Here is a 19,515-nt window from a genome sequence, read left to right on the forward strand (position 1 = left end):
TTAAATCAGATGTAAAAAAATAAAAAAAGCAAAAAATCCCGACCTTAGGCCGGGATTTTATTTGTTTCCGGTTGCAATTACTTGTTGGAAAGTTTATCCAACACGCTCATCACTTCTTTTACATGTCCTCTGGAAACTTCCAAAAGCTCTTTTTCGTCAGCATTGAGGTCTAGCTCCAATACTTTTTCGATACCATTTTTTCCTAAAATCACCGGTACACCTAAGTAACAATCATCGATATCATATTCACCGTCCAATTTGATACATACAGGGAATACTCTTTTTTGATTTTTCAAGATGGATTCTACCATTTGAGCAGCTGCAGATCCTGGCGCATACCAAGCAGAAGTTCCCATCAGTTTCACCAATTCACCTCCACCAAACTTGGTTCTCTCGATAATAGCGTCCAACTTCTCAGCAGAGATCAATTCTGTCACAGGAATACCTGCTACAGTAGTGTACCTTGGAAGTGGTACCATTGTATCACCATGTCCACCCATAAGGATAGCCTGAATTTCTTTTGGAGAAATATTCAACTCCTCAGCAATAAAAGCCCTGTACCTGGCAGTATCCAAAATACCCGCCATACCCATCACTTTGGTTCTTGGTAATTTTGAAGTGATGTGCGCTTGGTAAGTCATCACGTCAAGTGGATTGGACACCACAATGATGATGGCATCAGGAGAATGTTTGATGACATTTTCTGTCACAGACTTCACGATACCTGCATTGGTTTCGATAAGGTCATCTCTGGTCATTCCCGGCTTTCTTGGCAGGCCTGATGTGATGACAACTACATCTGAATTGGCTGTTTTGCTGTAGTCATTGGTGCTACCTACTGTCCTACTGTCATATTGGTTGATAGGAGCCTTTTGCCAGATATCCAAAGCTTTACCTTCAGCAACACCTTCTTTGATGTCAATTAAAACAATTTCCTCGGCAATTTCTCTGTATGCAAGTACATCTGCACAAGTAGCGCCAACATTTCCTGCGCCTACTACGGTTACTTTAGTCATGAACGTATGATTTATTTTTCGTTTTTAATTTATTTATTCAAAAGTCCCGCTAAGTTATTAAACAAAGACAATTTTATAAAGGAATCGACCTGATTCCTTATCCTTTACGAAAGTTGATTTGCTAAATGGTATATACGGAAGCTATATGGTCAGCGCTCATCATTGGTAGTCCGGTCAAACATTTCTTGAAGATTAAAAAAACCAAAGGAACTCCTGTAAGACTTGAAAAGCCTGAAATTATTCTGATTGTAAAATTCCGCTAAGGAAGTCATCATCTTGGCCTTGATTTTGGAATGGCTGTCAAACACCTCCTGAATGGCAAAATGGGGTATCACATACAACTCAGCCTCTTCTGAAGCTACTATGGAAGTGTATATCCTTTTGACATTTTCCAAAAGAGCGTTTTCTCCAAAAATCTCACTTTTCCGCACTTCATTGATGGTTTCAAAGGTATCTTTGACATCTATTGTCAAACGGATTTTCCCGGATTTAACTATATACAAGGCCTGACTAGGGTCTCCGCTAAAAAACACAACCTCATCCCTTTTATACTTCCTTGTATGCAATGCCGGAAGAAAACGTGACATCTCTGCGTTTTTTAACCTTGCAAAAAGAAAAGTCTGCGCCAGAAACTGGAAAGTCTCCAGCTCTGTGGCATTGAAGGTTCGTGAAAAAGGATTGATCATGACTTATCTTTTTTTGATGTATAATATGTTTTTACTTTCCTTGCTGTATTTGAAATGCTCCGAAATCCTATGACCTACAACCCACACAATTTCTTCTCCCGATAAAAGAACCGCAATTTTTTTCTTCTCAACTAAAGGTACTTTCAAATCTATCAAAAAATCAGATATCTTTTTCTCCTTTTGCATACCGAGTGGCACAAACTTGTCTCCGAGTTCCCACTTTCTCAACCTGAGGGGAAAACTGAGTTTGTCTTTATCCAGCATCGCATTGGAAGAGTCTTTATCCAGTGAAACCTCTCCTTGCAAATGTAAAAGATCATACTTCCCAAATTTGAACCGCAATGAAATGTCATGTACAGAAATCCATTGTTCTTCCCATTCAAAATCATTACTGGATAAAATCAGGTAATCCCTATCAAGGTTAAGAAAATAATTCTCAGAATGGAACACCTTGCCTACCTCACCTGACACGCATGCATCAATCAGGTCTTCCACATCGGCAATGTTAAATCCATAATCCCTCAACCAATAATACAGCAAAGAAGATTTCCCGGGGAGATTATTCAATATTCGGATAGGCAAATATTGACTATCTCCCTCAATTTTGATATTATCAGCTTTCCATATATCATACAAATGAAAAAAAGCTTTTCCGGTATCTCTTAGCCGTTTGAAACTGTCATCCAAACTAGTCAATGCTTGAGGAAAGGAAGACTCCAGTAAGGGGAAAACTTCATTTCTAATGAAGTTTCTCTTATACACAGATTTGTCATTACTACTGTCATGCCTCCAAGAATGCCCATTTTTGAGTAAATAGGCCTCCAATTGTGAACGTTCAAAGGGCAATAGTGGACGAATAAGACCCGCTTTTTTATCTGCCATACCATAAACACCTTCAATGCCTGTTCCCCTCAGCAAATTGAGTAAAACCGTTTCAATCTGATCTGAAAAATGATGCGCAACCAAAACCCCATTTAATCCTCGTTCCTTACACAATTCTTCAAACCAATCGTACCTCAACTTTCTAGCTGTCATTTGAGTGGATTGACCACGTTGATCAAATTCCTCCGGTACTATCTTTTTAATATGAAGCTTTTTTCCCCATTGCTTACTCAGCTCATTCACAAAAGCCTCATCTCCATCACTTTCATCGCCTCTAAGCCCGAAATTGACATGGGCCATTTCAAAATCAATTCCTGTCTCTCTGAGCAAATGGCCCAAACAGACACTATCGAGTCCTCCACTGATGGCTAATAAATAGCTCTTATTTTCATCCAAAAGATTTTTTACCCGTATATGTTGGATAAATTGCTCTACCATAATTCAAAAATATCATTTTTGATTAATTTTGAGCCGACAAAACTTCAAATGATCAAAAACTTCCTTTTCGCCCTTCTTCTTTTTTTCGGATTATCCCCCTTTTTGGTAGTGGCCCAAGACTCCAATACCCTGGAGATCCAGCAAGCTGATTTGCTTCAAGGTGCTGCTGGATTTGAGCGTCTGATCCACAATGTGAGAATGAAACACCAGAATTCCCTGATTTATTGTGATTCAGCCCACTTTTTCAGGTCAGAAAATAGGGCCAAACTCTTTGGAAATGTCCGTATTGTAGATACAGAAGACCCTGTCACCACCAATAGCAGGTATGCAGAGTATGACGGTAATACTAAAATCGCCAAGTTAAGAAACAATGTGGTGTTCAAAAATGAAGAAACAACCCTCTACACTGATTTTTTGGACTATAATAGAACTACCGGGGTGGCCAACTATTTCAATGATGGCAAAGTGGTGGATTCTACAAATGTGCTCACAAGTACAAATGGTGAATATGAGACCCGAATAGAAAAAATCACGTTTACGGAAAATGTCGTCTTGGTCAACCCTGATTACACACTCAAGACCAATTTCATGATTTACATGACCGTTCCCAAGACAGCTGAAACGGTCGGCCTAACCAATATTGTTTCCAAAGACGGGGACAAACTCAATGCGCAAAAAGGCAGTTTTTACGATACAGAGCGCAAAATATTCAGGTTTTATGATGGTGATGTAGAAACAGCCACGAGTAAAGTCTATGCAGAAGTGCTTTATTACGACGAAAACCTCAAATACTACGAGGGTAGAACAGATGTGAGTGTGTACAACAAAGAGCGTGAAATAGAAATTTTTGGTGAAGAAGGAAAATACTGGGAAGATCGGAAATACAGTATTGTTTATGGCAACGCGTTGGTTCAAAAATATTTTGAAAAAGATACCATGTATATGATATCTGACACATTGATATCTCAAGACAGTGAAAATGAAGAAGAAAGGCATCTCCTCGCTTTCCGGAATGTAAAAATGATCAAGTCAGATTTTTACGGAAAGTCAGATTCCTTGGCCTACATCTATTCTGACTCTACCATACATTTGTACCAAGATCCTGTTTTGTGGAATGACAAAAGCCAGATTACCGCAGACTCGGTCAGCTTTTTGATAGCAAATGAGGAGATTGACCGCGTTCACCTCAACAGGAATGCGTTCAACATCAGTAAGGACACCCTTGGCAATTTCAACCAAATGAAAGGTCGGAAAATGACAGGCTATTTTACCGAGGGACAGATTTCAAGATTTCATATAGAAGGAAATGGCGAATCGATCTATTTTGATGTGATAGGTGATTCCACACTTCGGGGGATGAACAAGATGCTTTGCGCTAACATCATGATGTACTTTGAGGAAGGAAATATCAAAAAGATAAATTGGCTGGTAAAACCAGAGGGAGAATTCAACCCACCACACCTCATTGACGAAGAAGACAAGCTTCTTGAAGGTTTTACATGGAGGGAGGAAGAAAAACCTAACATGGATATGATTTTTGCATGGAGAACACCTAAGAAAAGAGAGGATTTTCCAGATGATTTCTTTGATCAGCCAGAGGTAATCATCACACGCCCAAGTGATAAAGAACTGCAGGAATTGATAGATGAAAAAACTAAATCTGGATTTGAAATGAAGAAGCCTGAAGAGCCTGTATTGAAAAAAGAAATCAGGAACGTAGAAGGGTGAAAAAAATTTTACATGGGTTAACAAAAATTAACCGCCAAATAGTACAAAACTGAAACCTATTTGGTATTTTTAATCGTATTTAAAATAACGTTCGAGGAAATATAATTTTAAGCTTATTGATAAAACTCTACATGAAAAGTATTCTCACCTTTTTAATATGCAGCATGTTTGTGTTTCCACTAGTGGTGGATGCTCAGGTACGCGTGTTGTCTGAGAATATAGAATTCAGCGGAAAGATAGGCTCCTCACATAGAAAATCACTCATCATCCAAAACGATTCCAAAGAAACAAAAGAATACACGCTAAAATACCTTAGGGGAAATATAGGTTCTTCACAGAACATCAAAGTGTGTATTGGAGACAAATGCTTTGACCCTAGAAGGGAATTGAGCAAAATAAAACTAAACTTAAAGCCAGGTGAGATATTTACTGATTTGTATATAGACTTTTACTTGGGAATCGCTGAATTAAGAGGGAATTTTGATTTGCATTTTGTAAATTCCGACAACGTAAGGGACGCATTCCTCATAGAAGCTGTTTATGAAGTGTACAATCCATCAGTAGATGAGACCAATCACAAAGACATTTCTCTGGGAAGCATTTTCCCAAACCCGAGCAATACAGTAGCTCAAATCGACTATGAGTTCAAAAATCCAAGTGCGGCTGCTAAAATTACCCTCAACAGTTTCATTGGAAATCCGGTAGCGGAATTCCAACTTGACCCCCTGCAAAAAAGCTTGGTCATCAATGTGGCTGACCTCAATCCAGGAGTATATTTTTACACCTTATTCGTAGACAACAAAAATATTGTCACCAAAAAGCTCGTTGTCAAGAAATAACAACATAACCCTTAGCAGGGCAGAATTTGATACCAATGATTAATCCTTTATATTTGCGCCTCTTAAAATTTATGAAACACCAACTTACACGCATAGTTACGCTTCTGTTAATTGTTCTGATTTCAGCTTGTGGACCTTTCTACAAACTTGAAAAAAGCACCAATTGGGAAGAGTTATATGCTGCGGCAGACAAATATTATGAGGCCGGAGAATATAACAAAGCAATTATCCTATATGATAAGGTCTTGCCCATTATCAGAGGAAGTGACAAGGCTGAAATGGCTGATTTCAATTATGCTTATAGCCACTTTCGTCTTAAAAGATACATAGAGGCAGCAGGTTATTTCAACACTTTTTACCAAACCTACAATAGGAGTCCATTGGCAGAAGAGGCTTTGTTTATGAATTCATACGCCTTGTACCTCGATTCTCCTGATTTCAACTTGGATCAAAAAAGTAGCAAGGATGCCGTAAATGCCATTCAGCTGTTTATCAATAGATTTCCAGAGTCAGACTCCTACGAAAGGGCAATGACTATGATAGACGATCTGCAGGTAAGATTTGAAGAAAAGGCCTATCAAGAGTCAATTTTGTATTACAAACTTACAGAAGGTTTGTATCCAGGTGACTTCTACAGAGCCTGCATCATTTCGTTTCAAAACTTTGCCAAGAACTATCCCGATTCCAAGTACAATGAAGAATTGGCCTTCAAGCTAATAGAAGTGACCTTGGCGTATGGCGAAAGAAGTGTATTTGACAAAAAAGAAGAAAGGCTAAAAAATGTTGCAGTATATGCGGATCAGTTCAAAAGACGTTTCCCGGAAAGCAAATACACAGGTGCAGTAGAGCCCCTGATCAAGAAAGCAGACGCAGAACTATTGGCGCACATGAACTTCAAAAAAGAATACGAAGAAAGACTAGCCAAAGCAAAAGAAGAAGCTGCCGCTGAGGAGGAAGCTGTGGGACCTTCAACTGAAGTAACTTCTGCACCTCCAATAGAAAATTAACAAGAAATCATAAACAATTAAATCATATGGCTATCAATCCATCCATCATTACAAGAGATTTGGATAAAATTTCTGACCAAACAGGTAATTTGTATGAATCACTTCATATCATTTCCCAAAGGGCCAAGCAAATCTCTTCTACTATGAAAGAAGAGCTTAACAATAAACTTTCAGAGTTTGCCTCTACTGTAGACAACCTTGAAGAGGTTTTTGAAAACAAAGAACAAATTGAAATTTCAAAGTTTTATGAAAGGATGCCAAAACCAAGTACATTGGCAATGGAAGAGTTTGTAGAGAAGAAACTCTATTTCCGTCATCCTGACGTAGAAACACAAGAATAACAATGCAACTGAAAGGTAAGAGGATACTACTTGGAGTCACTGGAAGCATTGCAGCTTACAAATCGGCTCATCTTACAAGATTATTAGTCAAAGAAGGAGCAGAAGTACAAATCATCATGAGTACTTCTGCTCTTGATTTTATTACCCCTTTGACTTTGGCTACCCTATCCAAAAATCCAGTTTACCATCAATTTCACGACCCCAAATCAGGTGTATGGACCAACCATGTAGACCTTGGATTATGGGCTGATTTATTTTTAGTGGCTCCAATTAGCGCCAATACTCTCGGGAAATTCGCCAATGGACTTTGTGACAGTTTACTTACTGCCACTTATCTATCTGCCAGATGCCCCGTTATGGTAGCGCCGGCCATGGACCTGGACATGTACCAACACCCATCCGTAAAGCAAAACCTGGAACGTCTGATAACTTTTGGCAACATCATCCTTGATGCAGAATCAGGAGAATTAGCCAGCGGACTATCCGGCCAAGGCCGAATGATGGAACCGGAAAATATTTTAGAGAGGGTATTGGGTCACTTTCAGCCTTCTCAGGATTTTGTAGGAAAAAAAATCCTCATCACTTCCGGACCTACGCAAGAAGCCATAGATCCAGTAAGGTATATCAGTAATCATTCCAGCGGAAAAATGGGAGCCGCTATTGCAGACAGTTTTGCTGACCAAGGAGCGGAAGTTCATTTGGTATTGGGAAAAGGGGCTGTAAGACCACAACATCCCGGTATTACCATCCATTCAGTGGTGAGCGCCCAAGAGATGTATGAAAAAGTCTCTTCCCTACATCCTTCAGCTGACATTACTGTTTTTGCAGCTGCTGTGGCTGATTATGCCCCCAAGAATATCGCTGAAGAAAAAATTAAAAAAGCAGGAGATGCCATGACCATAGAATTGGTCAAAAACGTAGATATAGCCTTTTCACTTGGAAAAGAAAAAAAATGGAACCAAATCCATGTTGGATTTGCATTGGAAACCGAAAATGAGGAATTCCACGCAAAGGAAAAGCTGGAGAAGAAAAACTTCGATCTTATTGTACTCAATTCCATGAGAGATTCAGGCGCTGGATTTCAGTCAGATACCAATAAGGTACGCATATTTTCAGGAGACGGGTCAAGTATAAATTCAGAAGTATTGCCCAAATCCGAAATTGCACAATTGATATTAAAATGTATCAAGCAGCTTCCTGTTAAAATCTAAAGCTTGGATTTTCGTTATCTATTTATAATAGTTTTTGAGCAATGAAAAATCTCTGTCTTCCACTCCTTTTGATACTTCTTACATTCCCAGCTTTTGCTCAGGAGTTGAATTTTCAGATCATCATCAATTCTGATAGGGCCAGAACTCAGGAAACAAGGGTATTTGAAGACATGAAGGTCAATTTCGAACAGTTTATCAATGGCAGGGTCTGGACAACAGACCAATTCCAACCGGCAGAGAGAATAAAAGGAAATATCCTGATTACGATTTCAGATATGCCTCAAGTGGGTTTTTACAATGCCACTGTTCAAATCCAATCTGTGAGACCTGTATATGGCACCAGTTACGAAAGTATGGTGATGAATTTTATAGACCGTAATTGGTCCTTTGAGTTCCTTATGAATCAACCACTGGAATTCAACCGGTTTTCCTTCCTTAACAATATCAGCTCATTATTGGCCTATTATGCCTATGTCATCATAGGTTTTGATTATGACAGCTTTTCCTTAAGAGGAGGTGATCCCTATTTTGAAATCGCCAATAACATAGTCAACAATGCCCAACAGTCTCCAAGGCCAGGCTGGCAGGCAAACCCAAATGACAGGAGAAACAGGTATTGGCTGATAAATGACATCTACACTTCCTCTGTTTTTGCTCCAATAAGAGAAGCTGTCTATTTATACCACCGTAGAGGACTTGACCTTATCACATCCAATCCGGAAGAAGGATATAAAAACATAGTGAAAGCAATCCAGCTGGTAGCCGAAGCAAACCAACAGCAGCCCAATGGGATTTTCACCATAGCATTCATAGATGCGAAAGGTGATGAAATAAGTAAAATTCTCAAAAATGCACCATTAGAAGTCCGCACAGAAGCTGTGGAGAGCCTGATGAAAATCGATCCAAACAATGCCAGAAGGTATAACGATTTACTTAAAGGTTGATTAGTTTTTTATTAGATTTGTGCAGCCAAAACCTTTGACTATAAATGCTCAAATCTCTCAGTATCGCCAATTACGCTCTTATTCAGGAACTGGAAATGAATCCTTGCAGGGGATTGAACATGATCACAGGAGAAACAGGGGCCGGAAAATCCATCATGCTGGGTGCTGTGGGCTTATTGCTTGGCAATAGAGCGGATACAAAAGCACTTTTTGAAGAAAGCAGCAAATGTGTGGTCGAAGGCAGTTTCGAAATCGGCAATTATGGCTTGGAACAGTTTTTTAACTCCGAGGACCTAGACTTCGATAAAGAGTGTATCATCAGAAGAGAAATCAGCCCCTCGGGTAAATCAAGAGCTTTTGTAAATGATACCCCGGTAAGGCTGGAAACCTTAAAAGAACTCGGCAAAGTCCTGATGGACATCCACAGTCAGCATGACACCCTCAACTTAGGCGATGGTGCTTATCAATTGCATTTAGTGGATGCCTATTCTGAGAGTTTTACGGAATTAAAAGCTTATAGCGGTGCTTATTCTGATTGGAAAAAGAGCAAAAAATCACTCGAACAACTTCAACATACTTCACTAGAACTCAAAAAAGAAGCGGACTTTAACAAGTTTCAACTTGAAGAATTGTCTGTGTTGCAACTACAGGAAGGTGAGCAAAGCAATTTGGAGGACGAGCAGGAAATTTTAGAAAATGCAGAAGAAATAAAAGCTAAAATCCAGGAAATCCTCAGCCAATTGCAGGATGAGGAGTTTGGCGCTTTACGCATGCTGTCCATTGCCCAACAAGGTATCGGGCAGTTGGCCAAACTGGCACATAAATTTGAAAGTTTTCAGGAGCGATTTCAAAGCATGCTGATAGAGCTCAAAGATATCTCGGCAAGCCTGGAAGATGAAGACAGTCAGGTAGAGGTAGATTTTGAAAAACTCGAGACCGTAAGAGAGCGCTTGACAAAAGTCTATCATCTCCAACAAAAACATGGAGTGGATACTGTCGAAGACCTGATTAGGCTGGAAAAAGATTTGGCTGACAAGGTTTTAAAGGTGGAAAATCTGGATGAAGAGCTGGAAAATCTGGAAAACAAAGTCAAAGCGGCCGAAAAAACATTGATGGAAAAGGCACAAAAACTAAGCAAAAAAAGAAACTCGGTTTTCAAATCATTCTCCGCTGAGCTTGCCAAATTACTGCAACAACTGGGGATGGAAAATGCCCAAGTTGAAATCAGTTCTCAAGAAGTTGCACCTACCAAAGATGGAATAGATCAAATAGAAATTCTTTTTTCGGCAAATAAAGGCGTCAAACCTCAACCACTCAAGCAAGTGGCATCAGGAGGTGAATTTTCTCGATTGATCTTTGCCATAAAATACATCATGGCCGATAAGATGGCCCTCCCTACCCTCATCTTTGATGAAATCGATACAGGAGTATCAGGCGAGGTTGCATTGCAAATGGTCAAAATGATGCAGGAGATCGCAAAAAAACATCAAGTAATCTGCATATCTCACTTGCCACAGGTAGCTGCCAAAGGTGAGCAACATTACTTTGTATACAAGGATAACAGTGCTGCCAAGACCATCAGTAAAATCAAATTACTCGCTGGAGAAGATCGGATACATGAAATTGCAAAAATGATAGCAGGTGCAAGCCCTTCCGCTTCGGCTTATGAAAGTGCCAAGGAGTTATTGACTGACTGATTGGCATTTACGGATCCCACCTTGAAGAATAAATCCCCAAAGCTTATCATTAAAACTCATTTGAGAAAAACCACAGCAGCGCTAAACAAGCCTTAAGTGTCCATTCTAAGGATAAGGCAGAAGCGCTTCATTTAAGCTTTATGGAAATTTTCCCTATTTTTACCCAATCATTAAAGAACCAACCTAAATAAAAATTATATGGCAGAGAATCTATTAAAAGGAAAAGTCGGTATTATCACAGGCGCACTGGATGAAAACTCAATTGCTTGGAAAACTGCTATCAAAGCACATGAACAAGGAGCAAAGTTTGTATTGACCAATGCTCCTATCGCCATGAGAATGGGTGCGATCAAGGAGCTTGCGGAGCAATGTGGCACGATTGTCATACCTGCCGATGCGACTTCTCTGGAAGATATCGAAAAACTTTATGCCGAAGCAAAGGAATATTTGGGCGGAAACTTTGACTTTTTACTTCACTCCATCGGTATGTCCCCAAACATCAGAAAGGGTCGTTCTTATGGTGACTTAAACTATGACTGGGCTATGAAATCTTATGATGTCTCTGCCATTTCCTTCCATAAGATGATGCAGGTCGCAGAAAAAATGGACGTCATGAAAGAATGGAGTTCCATTATGGGCCTTTCTTATATTGCAGCGCAACGTGTTTTCCCTTTTTATACAGATATGGCTGATGCCAAGGCATTGTTGGAAAGTATTGCAAGAGGCTATGGCTACCGTTTTGGGAAAGCCAAAAAAGTCAGGGTCAATACCATATCACAATCTCCTACCAAAACTACAGCAGGTACAGGTATAGGTGGGTTTGATGCTTTCTTCAATTTTGCAGATAAAATGTCTCCTCTTGGAAATGCCTCCGCAGAGGCCTGCGCGGATTACATCATTACCATGTTCTCTGACCTGACCAGGTATGTCACCATGCAAAACCTCTTCCATGACGGAGGATACTCCACTACAGGGATTTCAGAGGAGTTGATGGAGCAGTTCAAAGATCTTTGATCTCTGACAATACAAAACGTCTAAACTTTAAAACCATTTATACATTATAAAAAAATCATGATGAATTTGAAAACTTTGATTCCAAGTATCATTACAGGGGCTCTTTTGGTCTCATGCAATACTGAAAAATCTGTTCAAACACAGGATTTGGATAATGTCGAAGGAATCAGTCAACTCGAACAAGAACACATTCTTGAAAAAACCGAATATGCAGACAGCATCAATGCGGGCTTAAAAGAAGACACCTTCAAAGGAAGTGCCAGAAGAGAGGCTAAAGGCAGCATCGGCGATGCTGAAGTCACGATCAATTATGGATCTCCGGGAAAAAGAGGTCGTGTTATTTGGAACGGTCTGGTATCCTATGATCAAGTTTGGGTAAGTGGTTCACACTGGGCTACCGCTGTTGATTTTAGTGAGGATGTCATGATCGGTGACACAGAAGTAGCTGCTGGCATGTATGGTTTATTTACTATTCCCGGAAGAGAAGAGTGGATATTGATTTTAAATAAGAATTATGACCAACACCTCGCGGATGATTATGACGAATCAGACGATGTGGTCAGGCTGACTGTTGGCCCAGAGGAATTGGAAGAGGAAGTACAACGCCTGACTTACAAGGTGGAAGTGGAATCCGGAAATCATGGAGCCATATCTTTGATGTGGGATAAGGTGAAGGTGAGTATGCCTGTGAGAGGCAAGTAAAATCCAGATTTAAATATTGGAGTAATATACAAAGGGAGCAAATTCACATTGCTCCCTTTTGTTTTTGAAAACTTCAGATGACAAGGTGAAGCTGGGTTTTTTTGCTGGAGTTATAAGTTTCAACATGTTAATTCATTCAAGATTGGGGACTATCACAAACCTCTGTCTTGTTTCATGATTCTACCTATGTCACGTCCTGATTTTTCTTGTCACTTTTTTAGATTGTTTTTATATAGTTCGTGACATACCTACGGCAGGAAATCCTACGGCACTTTAGAACTTTTTCTTAATCTTTATACCGGGCAATAAATTACCGGGCTATTATTTCGGTCAATCCTACGGCATTTAATCCTGCCTTGATTCTTGTTTTTTGCTCTCGTGTCTCGTATCTACCCTGATAGCTATCGGGGCTCAAAGGTCATCTCCTCCCTACTTTTCAGGTGAATTGATCAAATACGGCGTTTTGCCATCTGTGATGATGATTTTGGTATTGGGAGAATTGGCCAGTTCCCGGAAGGCTTCAATGCTTCTCAACTCGATGATTTCTCTCACCAGTCCTTCTGCCAGAATTTTCTGAGCATCACGGGTCCCTTCAGCTTCTATGCGTCTTCTTTCGGCTTCCTGTTTTTCCCGGTCAAGAACATACTCCATTTGTTGGGCCTCTTGTTCGGCTTTTAGCTTTCGTTCTATGGCCCTACTTAGTTCAGTTGGCAATTCTATGCTTTTCATCAACACACGCTCTACTACAAAACCCCGATCTCTCAAAGACTCATGCATACGGTCTTTGATGTTGTTTTCGATAACTGAACGCATTCCCGAGTGCATGTCCTTGGCCATGTACTGTGCTGTCACATCAGCTGCAGCAGATCGGAATACATTGAGGATCAGTACCCGCTCATAATTTTCACCGACATCCTCCAAAATAAAAGGAACCTGCTGTTTTTCAATACTGTATAAAATGGAAATTTCGGACTCGATTGTAAGTCCTTCTTTACTGGGAAGATTCAATTTCACTTCCTGATTGACTGTACGGATTGGCACTTTGATTACCCGAGAGGTAAAAGGGTTGAAACCTACCAGGCCGGCATCAGATACATTTGGGGAAAGTTTACCAAACCTACTTTTGACCCCAACTTCTCCTTGCCGGATCACAGCACATGACGTCGTCAGCACTGCCAATAAAACGAGTATAGACCATATATTTTTCATAAAATTTGATTTGGTGTTACCTCTCTTACGGAATACTGATTTATAGTGGTTGCCTCAAACTAATTATTTTGTAATAAAATTTATTTTGCACAACCCAATTTAAACCCAAACGTTAGAGCGGAGAAAAATCTCCATCTACAGAATTGGATGCCTAAAAAAAAGCCAACTGATGCAAGTCCTGTAATTTCTCTTGGAGAGTCGTTGACATGTACCTATTTTTGGTACTTCAATAAAGAAAGATCATTTGAAAAATATAGCCATATTGGCCTCCGGCAGCGGCAGCAATGCTGAGGAAATTGTCAAATACTTCGCAGATTCCAAAAAAGGAAAGGTAGCTCTGATCGCTTCCAACAAAAAAGACGCTTTCGTGCTTGAGAGGGCTAAAAAACTTCAAATTCCCCACTTTACTTTTTCCAAATCTGAACTGGAGTCAGGAGAACTCGTCCAAAAACTGCAGGAAGCAAAAATAGACTGGGTAATACTCGCCGGCTTCTTGCTTAAAATACCTTCAAATTTGATTCAAGCCTTTTCGGATAGGATCATCAACATCCACCCTGCCCTACTTCCAAAATATGGTGGAAAGGGCATGTACGGTATGCATGTGCACCATGCAGTAAAAAATGCCGGAGACCAAGAGTCCGGAATTACCATCCACTTGGTAAACGAACACTATGACGAGGGAAAAATCATTTTCCAAGCTGCTGTGCCTGTTTCAGCTGAGGATTCTCCTGAAGATATTGCAGCCAAGGTCCACAAACTGGAGTACAAATACTTCCCAAATGTGATAGAAAGCCTGCTTTAATGCCTTGGTTTTCCTACCTTTGTCAGTGAAAATTTTCTAATCAAAATATAGTCACAAGGCTCCAATCCATTTATTTGGATCCCTTTGTCATTGTGGCATTCAACAATATTATGGCTAACAAAAAAATACAATCAGCACTCATTTCGGTCTTTTATAAAGACAACCTAGAACCAATTATCGCACTACTCAAAGCTAATGGTGTCAGCATCTATTCTACAGGTGGCACGCAGAAGTTTATCGAAGAACAAGGAGCTGAAGTCATCCCTGTAGAGGAGTTGACAGGTTATCCTTCTATCTTCGGCGGTAGGGTAAAGACCTTACACCCAAAGGTTTTTGGCGGTATCCTTCACAGAAGGGAAAATGAGGGCGATGTATCCCAAGCCACGGAATATGACATCCCAGCCATTGACTTGGTGATCGTTGATTTGTATCCATTTGAGGAAACAGTTGCCTCAGGTGCAGCCGAAGCAGATATTATAGAAAAAATCGACATCGGAGGCATCTCCCTTATCCGCGCAGCAGCCAAAAACTTCAAGGATGTTACCATCATCGCTTCCAGAGATCAATATGGCGAATTGGAGGAAAGACTGAGGACCCAAAATGGCAGCACTACTTTGGAAGACAGAAGGTACTTTGCCGCACAGGCATTTCAGGTTTCTTCCCATTATGACACCCATATTTTCAACTATTTCAACAGAACTGAAAACATCCCGGCCCTAAAAGTGTCAGAAAACAAAGCCAAAGCCCTGCGCTATGGTGAAAATCCGCACCAAGCGGCACATTTTTATGGAGACTTGGGAGAGATGTTTGCCCAACTCCACGGCAAAGAGCTATCCTACAATAATCTAGTCGATATAGATGCAGCTGTGGCTTTGATTGCTGAGTTTAAGGGTGAAACAGCTTTTGCCATACTCAAACATACCAATGCCTGCGGATGCGCTACAGCCGATACCGTAAAAGAAGCCTACCAAAAAGCATTTGCTGCAGATACCACATCCGCTTTTGGCGGCGTTTTGGTCACCAATCAAAATGTGGATTTAGCAGCTGCGGAGGAGATGAACAGTTTGTTTTTTGAAGTGCTGATCGCACCATCGTTTGATGAAGAAGCTATGGCAGTATTGAAAAGCAAGAAAAACCGTATTCTCCTGCAACAAAAAATCGATGTCCCGGGAAATAAGCAAATCAAGACCTTGCTCAACGGAGTAATCGAACAGGACAAGGACCTGAACACAGAAAGCAAATCAGACTTCAAGATTGTTACCAAGCAGGCACCAAGCGAATATGAAAAAGATGCTTTGGTATTTGCTGCCAAGATCTGCAAACATACCAAGTCCAATACGATTGTATTGAGCAACAGTGACCAACTGTTTGCTTCAGGCGTGGGACAGACTTCAAGGGTAGATGCTTTGAGGCAGGCGATAGAAAAGGCCAAGTCCTTTGGTTTTGAACTCACTGGTGCCGTGATGGCTTCAGATGCTTTCTTTCCATTCCCTGACTGTGTGGAAATCGCCCATGAAGCGGGTATCACCTCAGTGGTACAGCCCGGCGGATCCATCAAAGATCAGGATTCCATAGACTATTGCGATGCCAATGGGATAAGTATGGTAATGACGGGTGTGAGGCATTTTAAGCATTAAAATGAAATATATTGGATTACCAAAATTAAAGAGTTCGAGATAATGCTTCGATGCTTTTCTCTTTAACCCCTGCAGCTGCTGTGGGGGTTTTATTTTTTTAAGTTAACCGGATACTTAATCGACTATTCTATCCTAAACCATCTTTTGATATCCATGAAAATTTTATTTTTATAAATAGAATTGATTTTTAAATCTGATTTTTATGAAAAAGCTAGTTTTGAAAAATGACTGGATGGGCAAAAGTCCAATAATCAGGATAGAGTTCCTGTATGAATTTGAACTAAAGGAACTGGTCAAGCAATTTCCAGGATGTAATTGGGATACCAAGAAGAAAGTGTGGTGGGTTTCTTATGAAGATAGTAAGCTTTCAGAAATGCTGCAATATTTTAAAGGGAAAGTATGGTTGGATTACAGTGAGTTGAGGAAGTTAGAGCTGCCCAAGACATTTTCGGAATTGCCGGTAATGGCTGATTTTTTAGCCATTGAAATCAGCAAGTTTGAGGATTGGCTGCGGAATAAGCGCTATAGTGAAAGTACGGTAAAGACTTACAGGGATGCTGTGTCCATATTTTTGAGGTTTTTGGAAAACAAGCCTATTGAAGAGATTGATAACCATGATCTTGAAAGGTTCAACAAGGAGTATATTTTGGCCAGGGGTTATTCTGGTTCTTATCAAAATCAGGTGGTCAATGGAATTAAGTTGTTTTTTAAGAATAGAAGGGGCGTAAAATTCAATCCTGAAATTGTATACCGGCCTAAGAGGCAGAAGATATTGCCCAATGTGTTGAGTAAAGAGGAAGTAAAAATTATTCTAGATAGTCATCAGAACTTAAAGCACAGAGCAATGCTATCTCTTATTTATTCTTGTGGTCTAAGAAGGAGTGAATTATTGAATTTGAAAATTACCGATGTGGACAGCAAGCGGAGGTTTTTAATTATCAGACAAAGCAAAGGTAAAAAAGACAGGCTGGTTCCATTATCCCCAAAAATTTTAGAGTTGCTTAGGTCTTATTTCAAGATTTTTAAGCCGAGTGTTTATTTATTTGAAGGCCATAGATCAATTGGCAAATACAGTGAAAAGAGTCTGGAAAGTGTGCTTAAGCAAGCTTTGGTAAAATCAGGAATTAAAAAACCAGTCACATTACATTGGCTAAGGCATTCCTATGCAACTCATTTATTGGAGCGAGGAACGGACTTGAGATATATCCAAGAATTATTAGGTCATAATTCGAGTAAGACCACTGAAATTTATACCCATGTCAGTATTCAGAACTTGGGAAAAATCTGGTCTCCATTTGATGATTTATAATAAATATGTAGTTTTAATAAACCCTGTAACAATTAATAAAAAAATCAGGCTTAGCCATCCTTTATTGAAGGGCTAAGCCTGAAAGTTGTCAGGGGTATATACAAGTTACCTGCAAGCTTAAAAAATGACAAAACTTAAAATATGATAATAATTCAGTCGATAGAAATTATAAATTTTCGTTCAATTGTCAAATTGGATAAAGGACTAACTCTAAATAACTTAAATATTGTTGTCGGTCAAAATGATATTGGAAAATCAAATTTTTTGAAAGCTCTGAATCTATTTTTTAATGGTGAAACTGAAATTGGAAATCAATATAGGTTTATTGATGATTTTTCAAAATACGCGAGAACACCAAATAAAAAGGCTGAAGAGATAACAATAAAAATCACATTTCTAACCCCAAAAAGATTCAAAGACAAAGATGCAGTTGTGTGGACAAAAATTTGGAGAAAGGAGGGTTTACATAAGGATGAAATCAAGACAATAAATGGTAAAGTTCTACCAGGGAGAAGCGGGGCTTTACAATGGCTAAAAAAACTAAAATATAAATATGTTCCAGCCATAAGAGGAGTTGAGTATTTCAATCATTTGATGGGGGAATTGCACGATTCATTAAGTGAAATAACACCAACTGCTTTTAATGATGCGTCCTCAAATTTTATTGAAGCTCTGAAAAATGAAGTTGAAGTTTTAGTCGATAATATTACAGCAGAATTAGGCTACACTAGTCAAATAGGTATGCCAACCAATTTTAAATCGTTGTTTTCAACGTTGGATTTTTCACTTGACAAAGGTGGTGTCGTTATTTCTCTGAACAAAAGAGGAGATGGTATTAAAGCACAGCATATACCAATTATTTTAAAGTTTATTTCAAATCACTACAAGTCTATCACAGGTCAAGCCGTCATAAACCCTGATACGATTTGGGGATTTGAAGAGCCTGAAAATAATTTAGAAATGGGTAATGCTTTTAAACTTGCCAAAATCTTTGCAGGTTTTTCTACTGACTTACAAATCTTTATAAACACACATTCTCCAGCCTTTTATTCACTTTCAAAAGATTTCCCTGAAATAACCAATTTGTATTTGGTAAAAACAGAGAGTGAAGAAACAGGCACCAAGCTTTTCAAAGTTGATGACACTCAAGTTTTTGATAAGGAAGTAGGTATTTTACCTATAATTACAGACTACATTGCAAAGGAAGTTGAACTAAGGCAAATTGCTGAATTAAAGGCTCAAGAATTAGAAAAACTGAAAAGCAATACGAGAACTCTTGTTCTTTCGGAAGATCAAGATTTAAGTTTCGTAAAAAAGCTTTTTGAAATCCAAGGCTTTGATATTGAAAGTACCGAATTCATATCGTATGAAAATCGCACAAATTTACTTGCTGCTATGCAGTCTTGTAAAATAAAATTAACAGACAAGCCCGACTTACGACATATTATTTTTCACCGTGATAGTGACTTTTTTGACAATGATGAACCAGATAAAGATAGAGTGAAGGAAAGGCTTATTAATTTAAATAAATCAAGTGACATTAAGTTTCATTTGTTTCAGACTGAATATTATGATATTGAATCATACTTTATAAATTCCGCACACATCAACTCGTTATATCCGAATTTTAGCATTGAGGAAATAGAGCAAAAGATAAATGAATCAACAGAAGAAGCAAAAGATAAATCACTTGACAAGTTGTATAACAAAATTGCAGTTTATCAAAAAGAAGCAGAATATAACGGTGAAGCCTATAAATTTAGCTACCCAAAAACAATAAAAAAATTGAAAGAACAGTATGAAGCTAATCCGAAAAGATATAGGTATGGCAAAACTGTCTTGGGTATTCTAATTGGGAAATTGCAAAATGGTTATGAAAACATAGATTTACTGCAAAAAACTGACAAAATTACAATACCTCAGTTGAAAAAAATAGTTGAAGAATAAAAGCCAGCAGGTAATCGAGTGGATGGCCGCAGGCCATAAGCCTGCGGAGCACCCCTCACACCACCGTACGTACGGGTCTCGTATACGGCGGTTCATCAAGCATAGG

General features: G+C 39.2%; 17 protein-coding genes. 13 read left to right on the plus strand and 4 right to left on the minus strand.

Translation table 11 applies throughout. The features are described 5' to 3' along the window. Positions 1–77: 77 nt before the first annotated feature. The 3 genes from mdh to tilS form a co-directional block, all read right to left on the minus strand. Complete coding sequence (gene mdh / locus CLW00_RS18275) at positions 78–1,016, minus strand: malate dehydrogenase (protein WP_106135147.1); 939 nt, start codon at positions 1,014–1,016, stop codon at positions 78–80. Between the two features lie 149 nt (positions 1,017–1,165). Then, entirely contained in the window at positions 1,166–1,702 is a 537-nt protein-coding gene (locus tag CLW00_RS18280; protein WP_106135148.1) for a Crp/Fnr family transcriptional regulator, read from the minus strand. A 3-nt stretch (positions 1,703–1,705) separates the two neighbouring features. Then, on the minus strand, positions 1,706–3,022 hold the full coding sequence (tilS, locus tag CLW00_RS18285) for a tRNA lysidine(34) synthetase TilS (protein WP_106135149.1): 1,317 nt from the start codon (positions 3,020–3,022) through the stop codon (positions 1,706–1,708). 48 nt (positions 3,023–3,070) lie between these two features. Between tilS and CLW00_RS18290 the strand changes: the two genes are divergently transcribed. The 9 genes from CLW00_RS18290 (at position 3,071) to CLW00_RS18330 (ending at position 12,505) form a co-directional block, all read left to right on the plus strand. Next, positions 3,071–4,750 carry an OstA-like protein gene (locus CLW00_RS18290; RefSeq protein WP_106135171.1) on the plus strand — a complete coding sequence of 560 codons (1,680 nt, stop codon included), beginning with the start codon at positions 3,071–3,073 and terminating at the stop codon, positions 4,748–4,750. Between the two features lie 131 nt (positions 4,751–4,881). After that, entirely contained in the window at positions 4,882–5,589 is a 708-nt protein-coding gene (locus CLW00_RS18295; RefSeq protein ID WP_106135150.1) for a T9SS type A sorting domain-containing protein, read from the plus strand. 71 nt (positions 5,590–5,660) lie between these two features. Then, positions 5,661–6,596, plus strand: a complete 936-nt coding sequence (locus tag CLW00_RS18300) for an outer membrane protein assembly factor BamD (protein WP_106135151.1) — start codon at positions 5,661–5,663, stop codon at positions 6,594–6,596. 26 nt (positions 6,597–6,622) lie between these two features. Beyond that, entirely contained in the window at positions 6,623–6,937 is a 315-nt protein-coding gene (locus CLW00_RS18305; RefSeq protein ID WP_106135152.1) for a DNA-directed RNA polymerase subunit omega, read from the plus strand. A 2-nt stretch (positions 6,938–6,939) separates the two neighbouring features. After that, entirely contained in the window at positions 6,940–8,148 is a 1,209-nt protein-coding gene (gene coaBC / locus CLW00_RS18310; protein ID WP_106135153.1) for a bifunctional phosphopantothenoylcysteine decarboxylase/phosphopantothenate--cysteine ligase CoaBC, read from the plus strand. A gap of 41 nt (positions 8,149–8,189) precedes the next feature. Beyond that, positions 8,190–9,092 carry a type IX secretion system protein PorD gene (gene porD / locus CLW00_RS18315; RefSeq protein ID WP_106135154.1) on the plus strand — a complete coding sequence of 301 codons (903 nt, stop codon included), beginning with the start codon at positions 8,190–8,192 and terminating at the stop codon, positions 9,090–9,092. Positions 9,093–9,136: 44 nt separating this feature from the next. Then, positions 9,137–10,789 (plus strand): DNA repair protein RecN, encoded by a 1,653-nt coding sequence (gene recN, locus CLW00_RS18320; protein WP_106135155.1) that lies wholly within the window; start codon positions 9,137–9,139, stop codon positions 10,787–10,789. Between the two features lie 198 nt (positions 10,790–10,987). Then, entirely contained in the window at positions 10,988–11,803 is an 816-nt protein-coding gene (locus CLW00_RS18325; RefSeq protein ID WP_106135156.1) for an enoyl-ACP reductase FabI, read from the plus strand. Positions 11,804–11,860: 57 nt separating this feature from the next. Further along, positions 11,861–12,505, plus strand: a complete 645-nt coding sequence (locus tag CLW00_RS18330; RefSeq protein ID WP_245917378.1) for a DUF2911 domain-containing protein — start codon at positions 11,861–11,863, stop codon at positions 12,503–12,505. A gap of 429 nt (positions 12,506–12,934) precedes the next feature. Here CLW00_RS18330 and CLW00_RS18335 read toward each other — a convergent pair whose 3' ends face one another. Next, positions 12,935–13,714, minus strand: coding sequence for a prohibitin family protein (locus CLW00_RS18335; RefSeq protein WP_106135157.1), 780 nt, complete (start codon positions 13,712–13,714; stop codon positions 12,935–12,937). A 244-nt stretch (positions 13,715–13,958) separates the two neighbouring features. Here CLW00_RS18335 and purN point away from each other — a divergent pair, with 244 nt between their 5' ends. From purN to CLW00_RS18355, 4 genes are all read left to right on the plus strand, one after another. Then, positions 13,959–14,516 carry a phosphoribosylglycinamide formyltransferase gene (gene purN, locus CLW00_RS18340; RefSeq protein WP_106135158.1) on the plus strand — a complete coding sequence of 186 codons (558 nt, stop codon included), beginning with the start codon at positions 13,959–13,961 and terminating at the stop codon, positions 14,514–14,516. A 110-nt stretch (positions 14,517–14,626) separates the two neighbouring features. Then, positions 14,627–16,153 carry a bifunctional phosphoribosylaminoimidazolecarboxamide formyltransferase/IMP cyclohydrolase gene (gene purH, locus CLW00_RS18345; RefSeq protein ID WP_106135159.1) on the plus strand — a complete coding sequence of 509 codons (1,527 nt, stop codon included), beginning with the start codon at positions 14,627–14,629 and terminating at the stop codon, positions 16,151–16,153. Between the two features lie 202 nt (positions 16,154–16,355). Beyond that, positions 16,356–17,462 carry a site-specific tyrosine recombinase/integron integrase gene (gene xerA / locus CLW00_RS18350; RefSeq protein ID WP_106135160.1) on the plus strand — a complete coding sequence of 369 codons (1,107 nt, stop codon included), beginning with the start codon at positions 16,356–16,358 and terminating at the stop codon, positions 17,460–17,462. 141 nt (positions 17,463–17,603) lie between these two features. Next, positions 17,604–19,409 carry an ATP-dependent nuclease gene (locus CLW00_RS18355; RefSeq protein WP_106135161.1) on the plus strand — a complete coding sequence of 602 codons (1,806 nt, stop codon included), beginning with the start codon at positions 17,604–17,606 and terminating at the stop codon, positions 19,407–19,409. Positions 19,410–19,515 lie beyond the last annotated feature (106 nt).

Origin of the sequence: Mongoliibacter ruber, from assembly GCF_003003005.1 — a bacterium.
Taxonomy (GTDB): Bacteria; Bacteroidota; Bacteroidia; order Cytophagales; family Cyclobacteriaceae; genus Mongoliibacter; species Mongoliibacter ruber.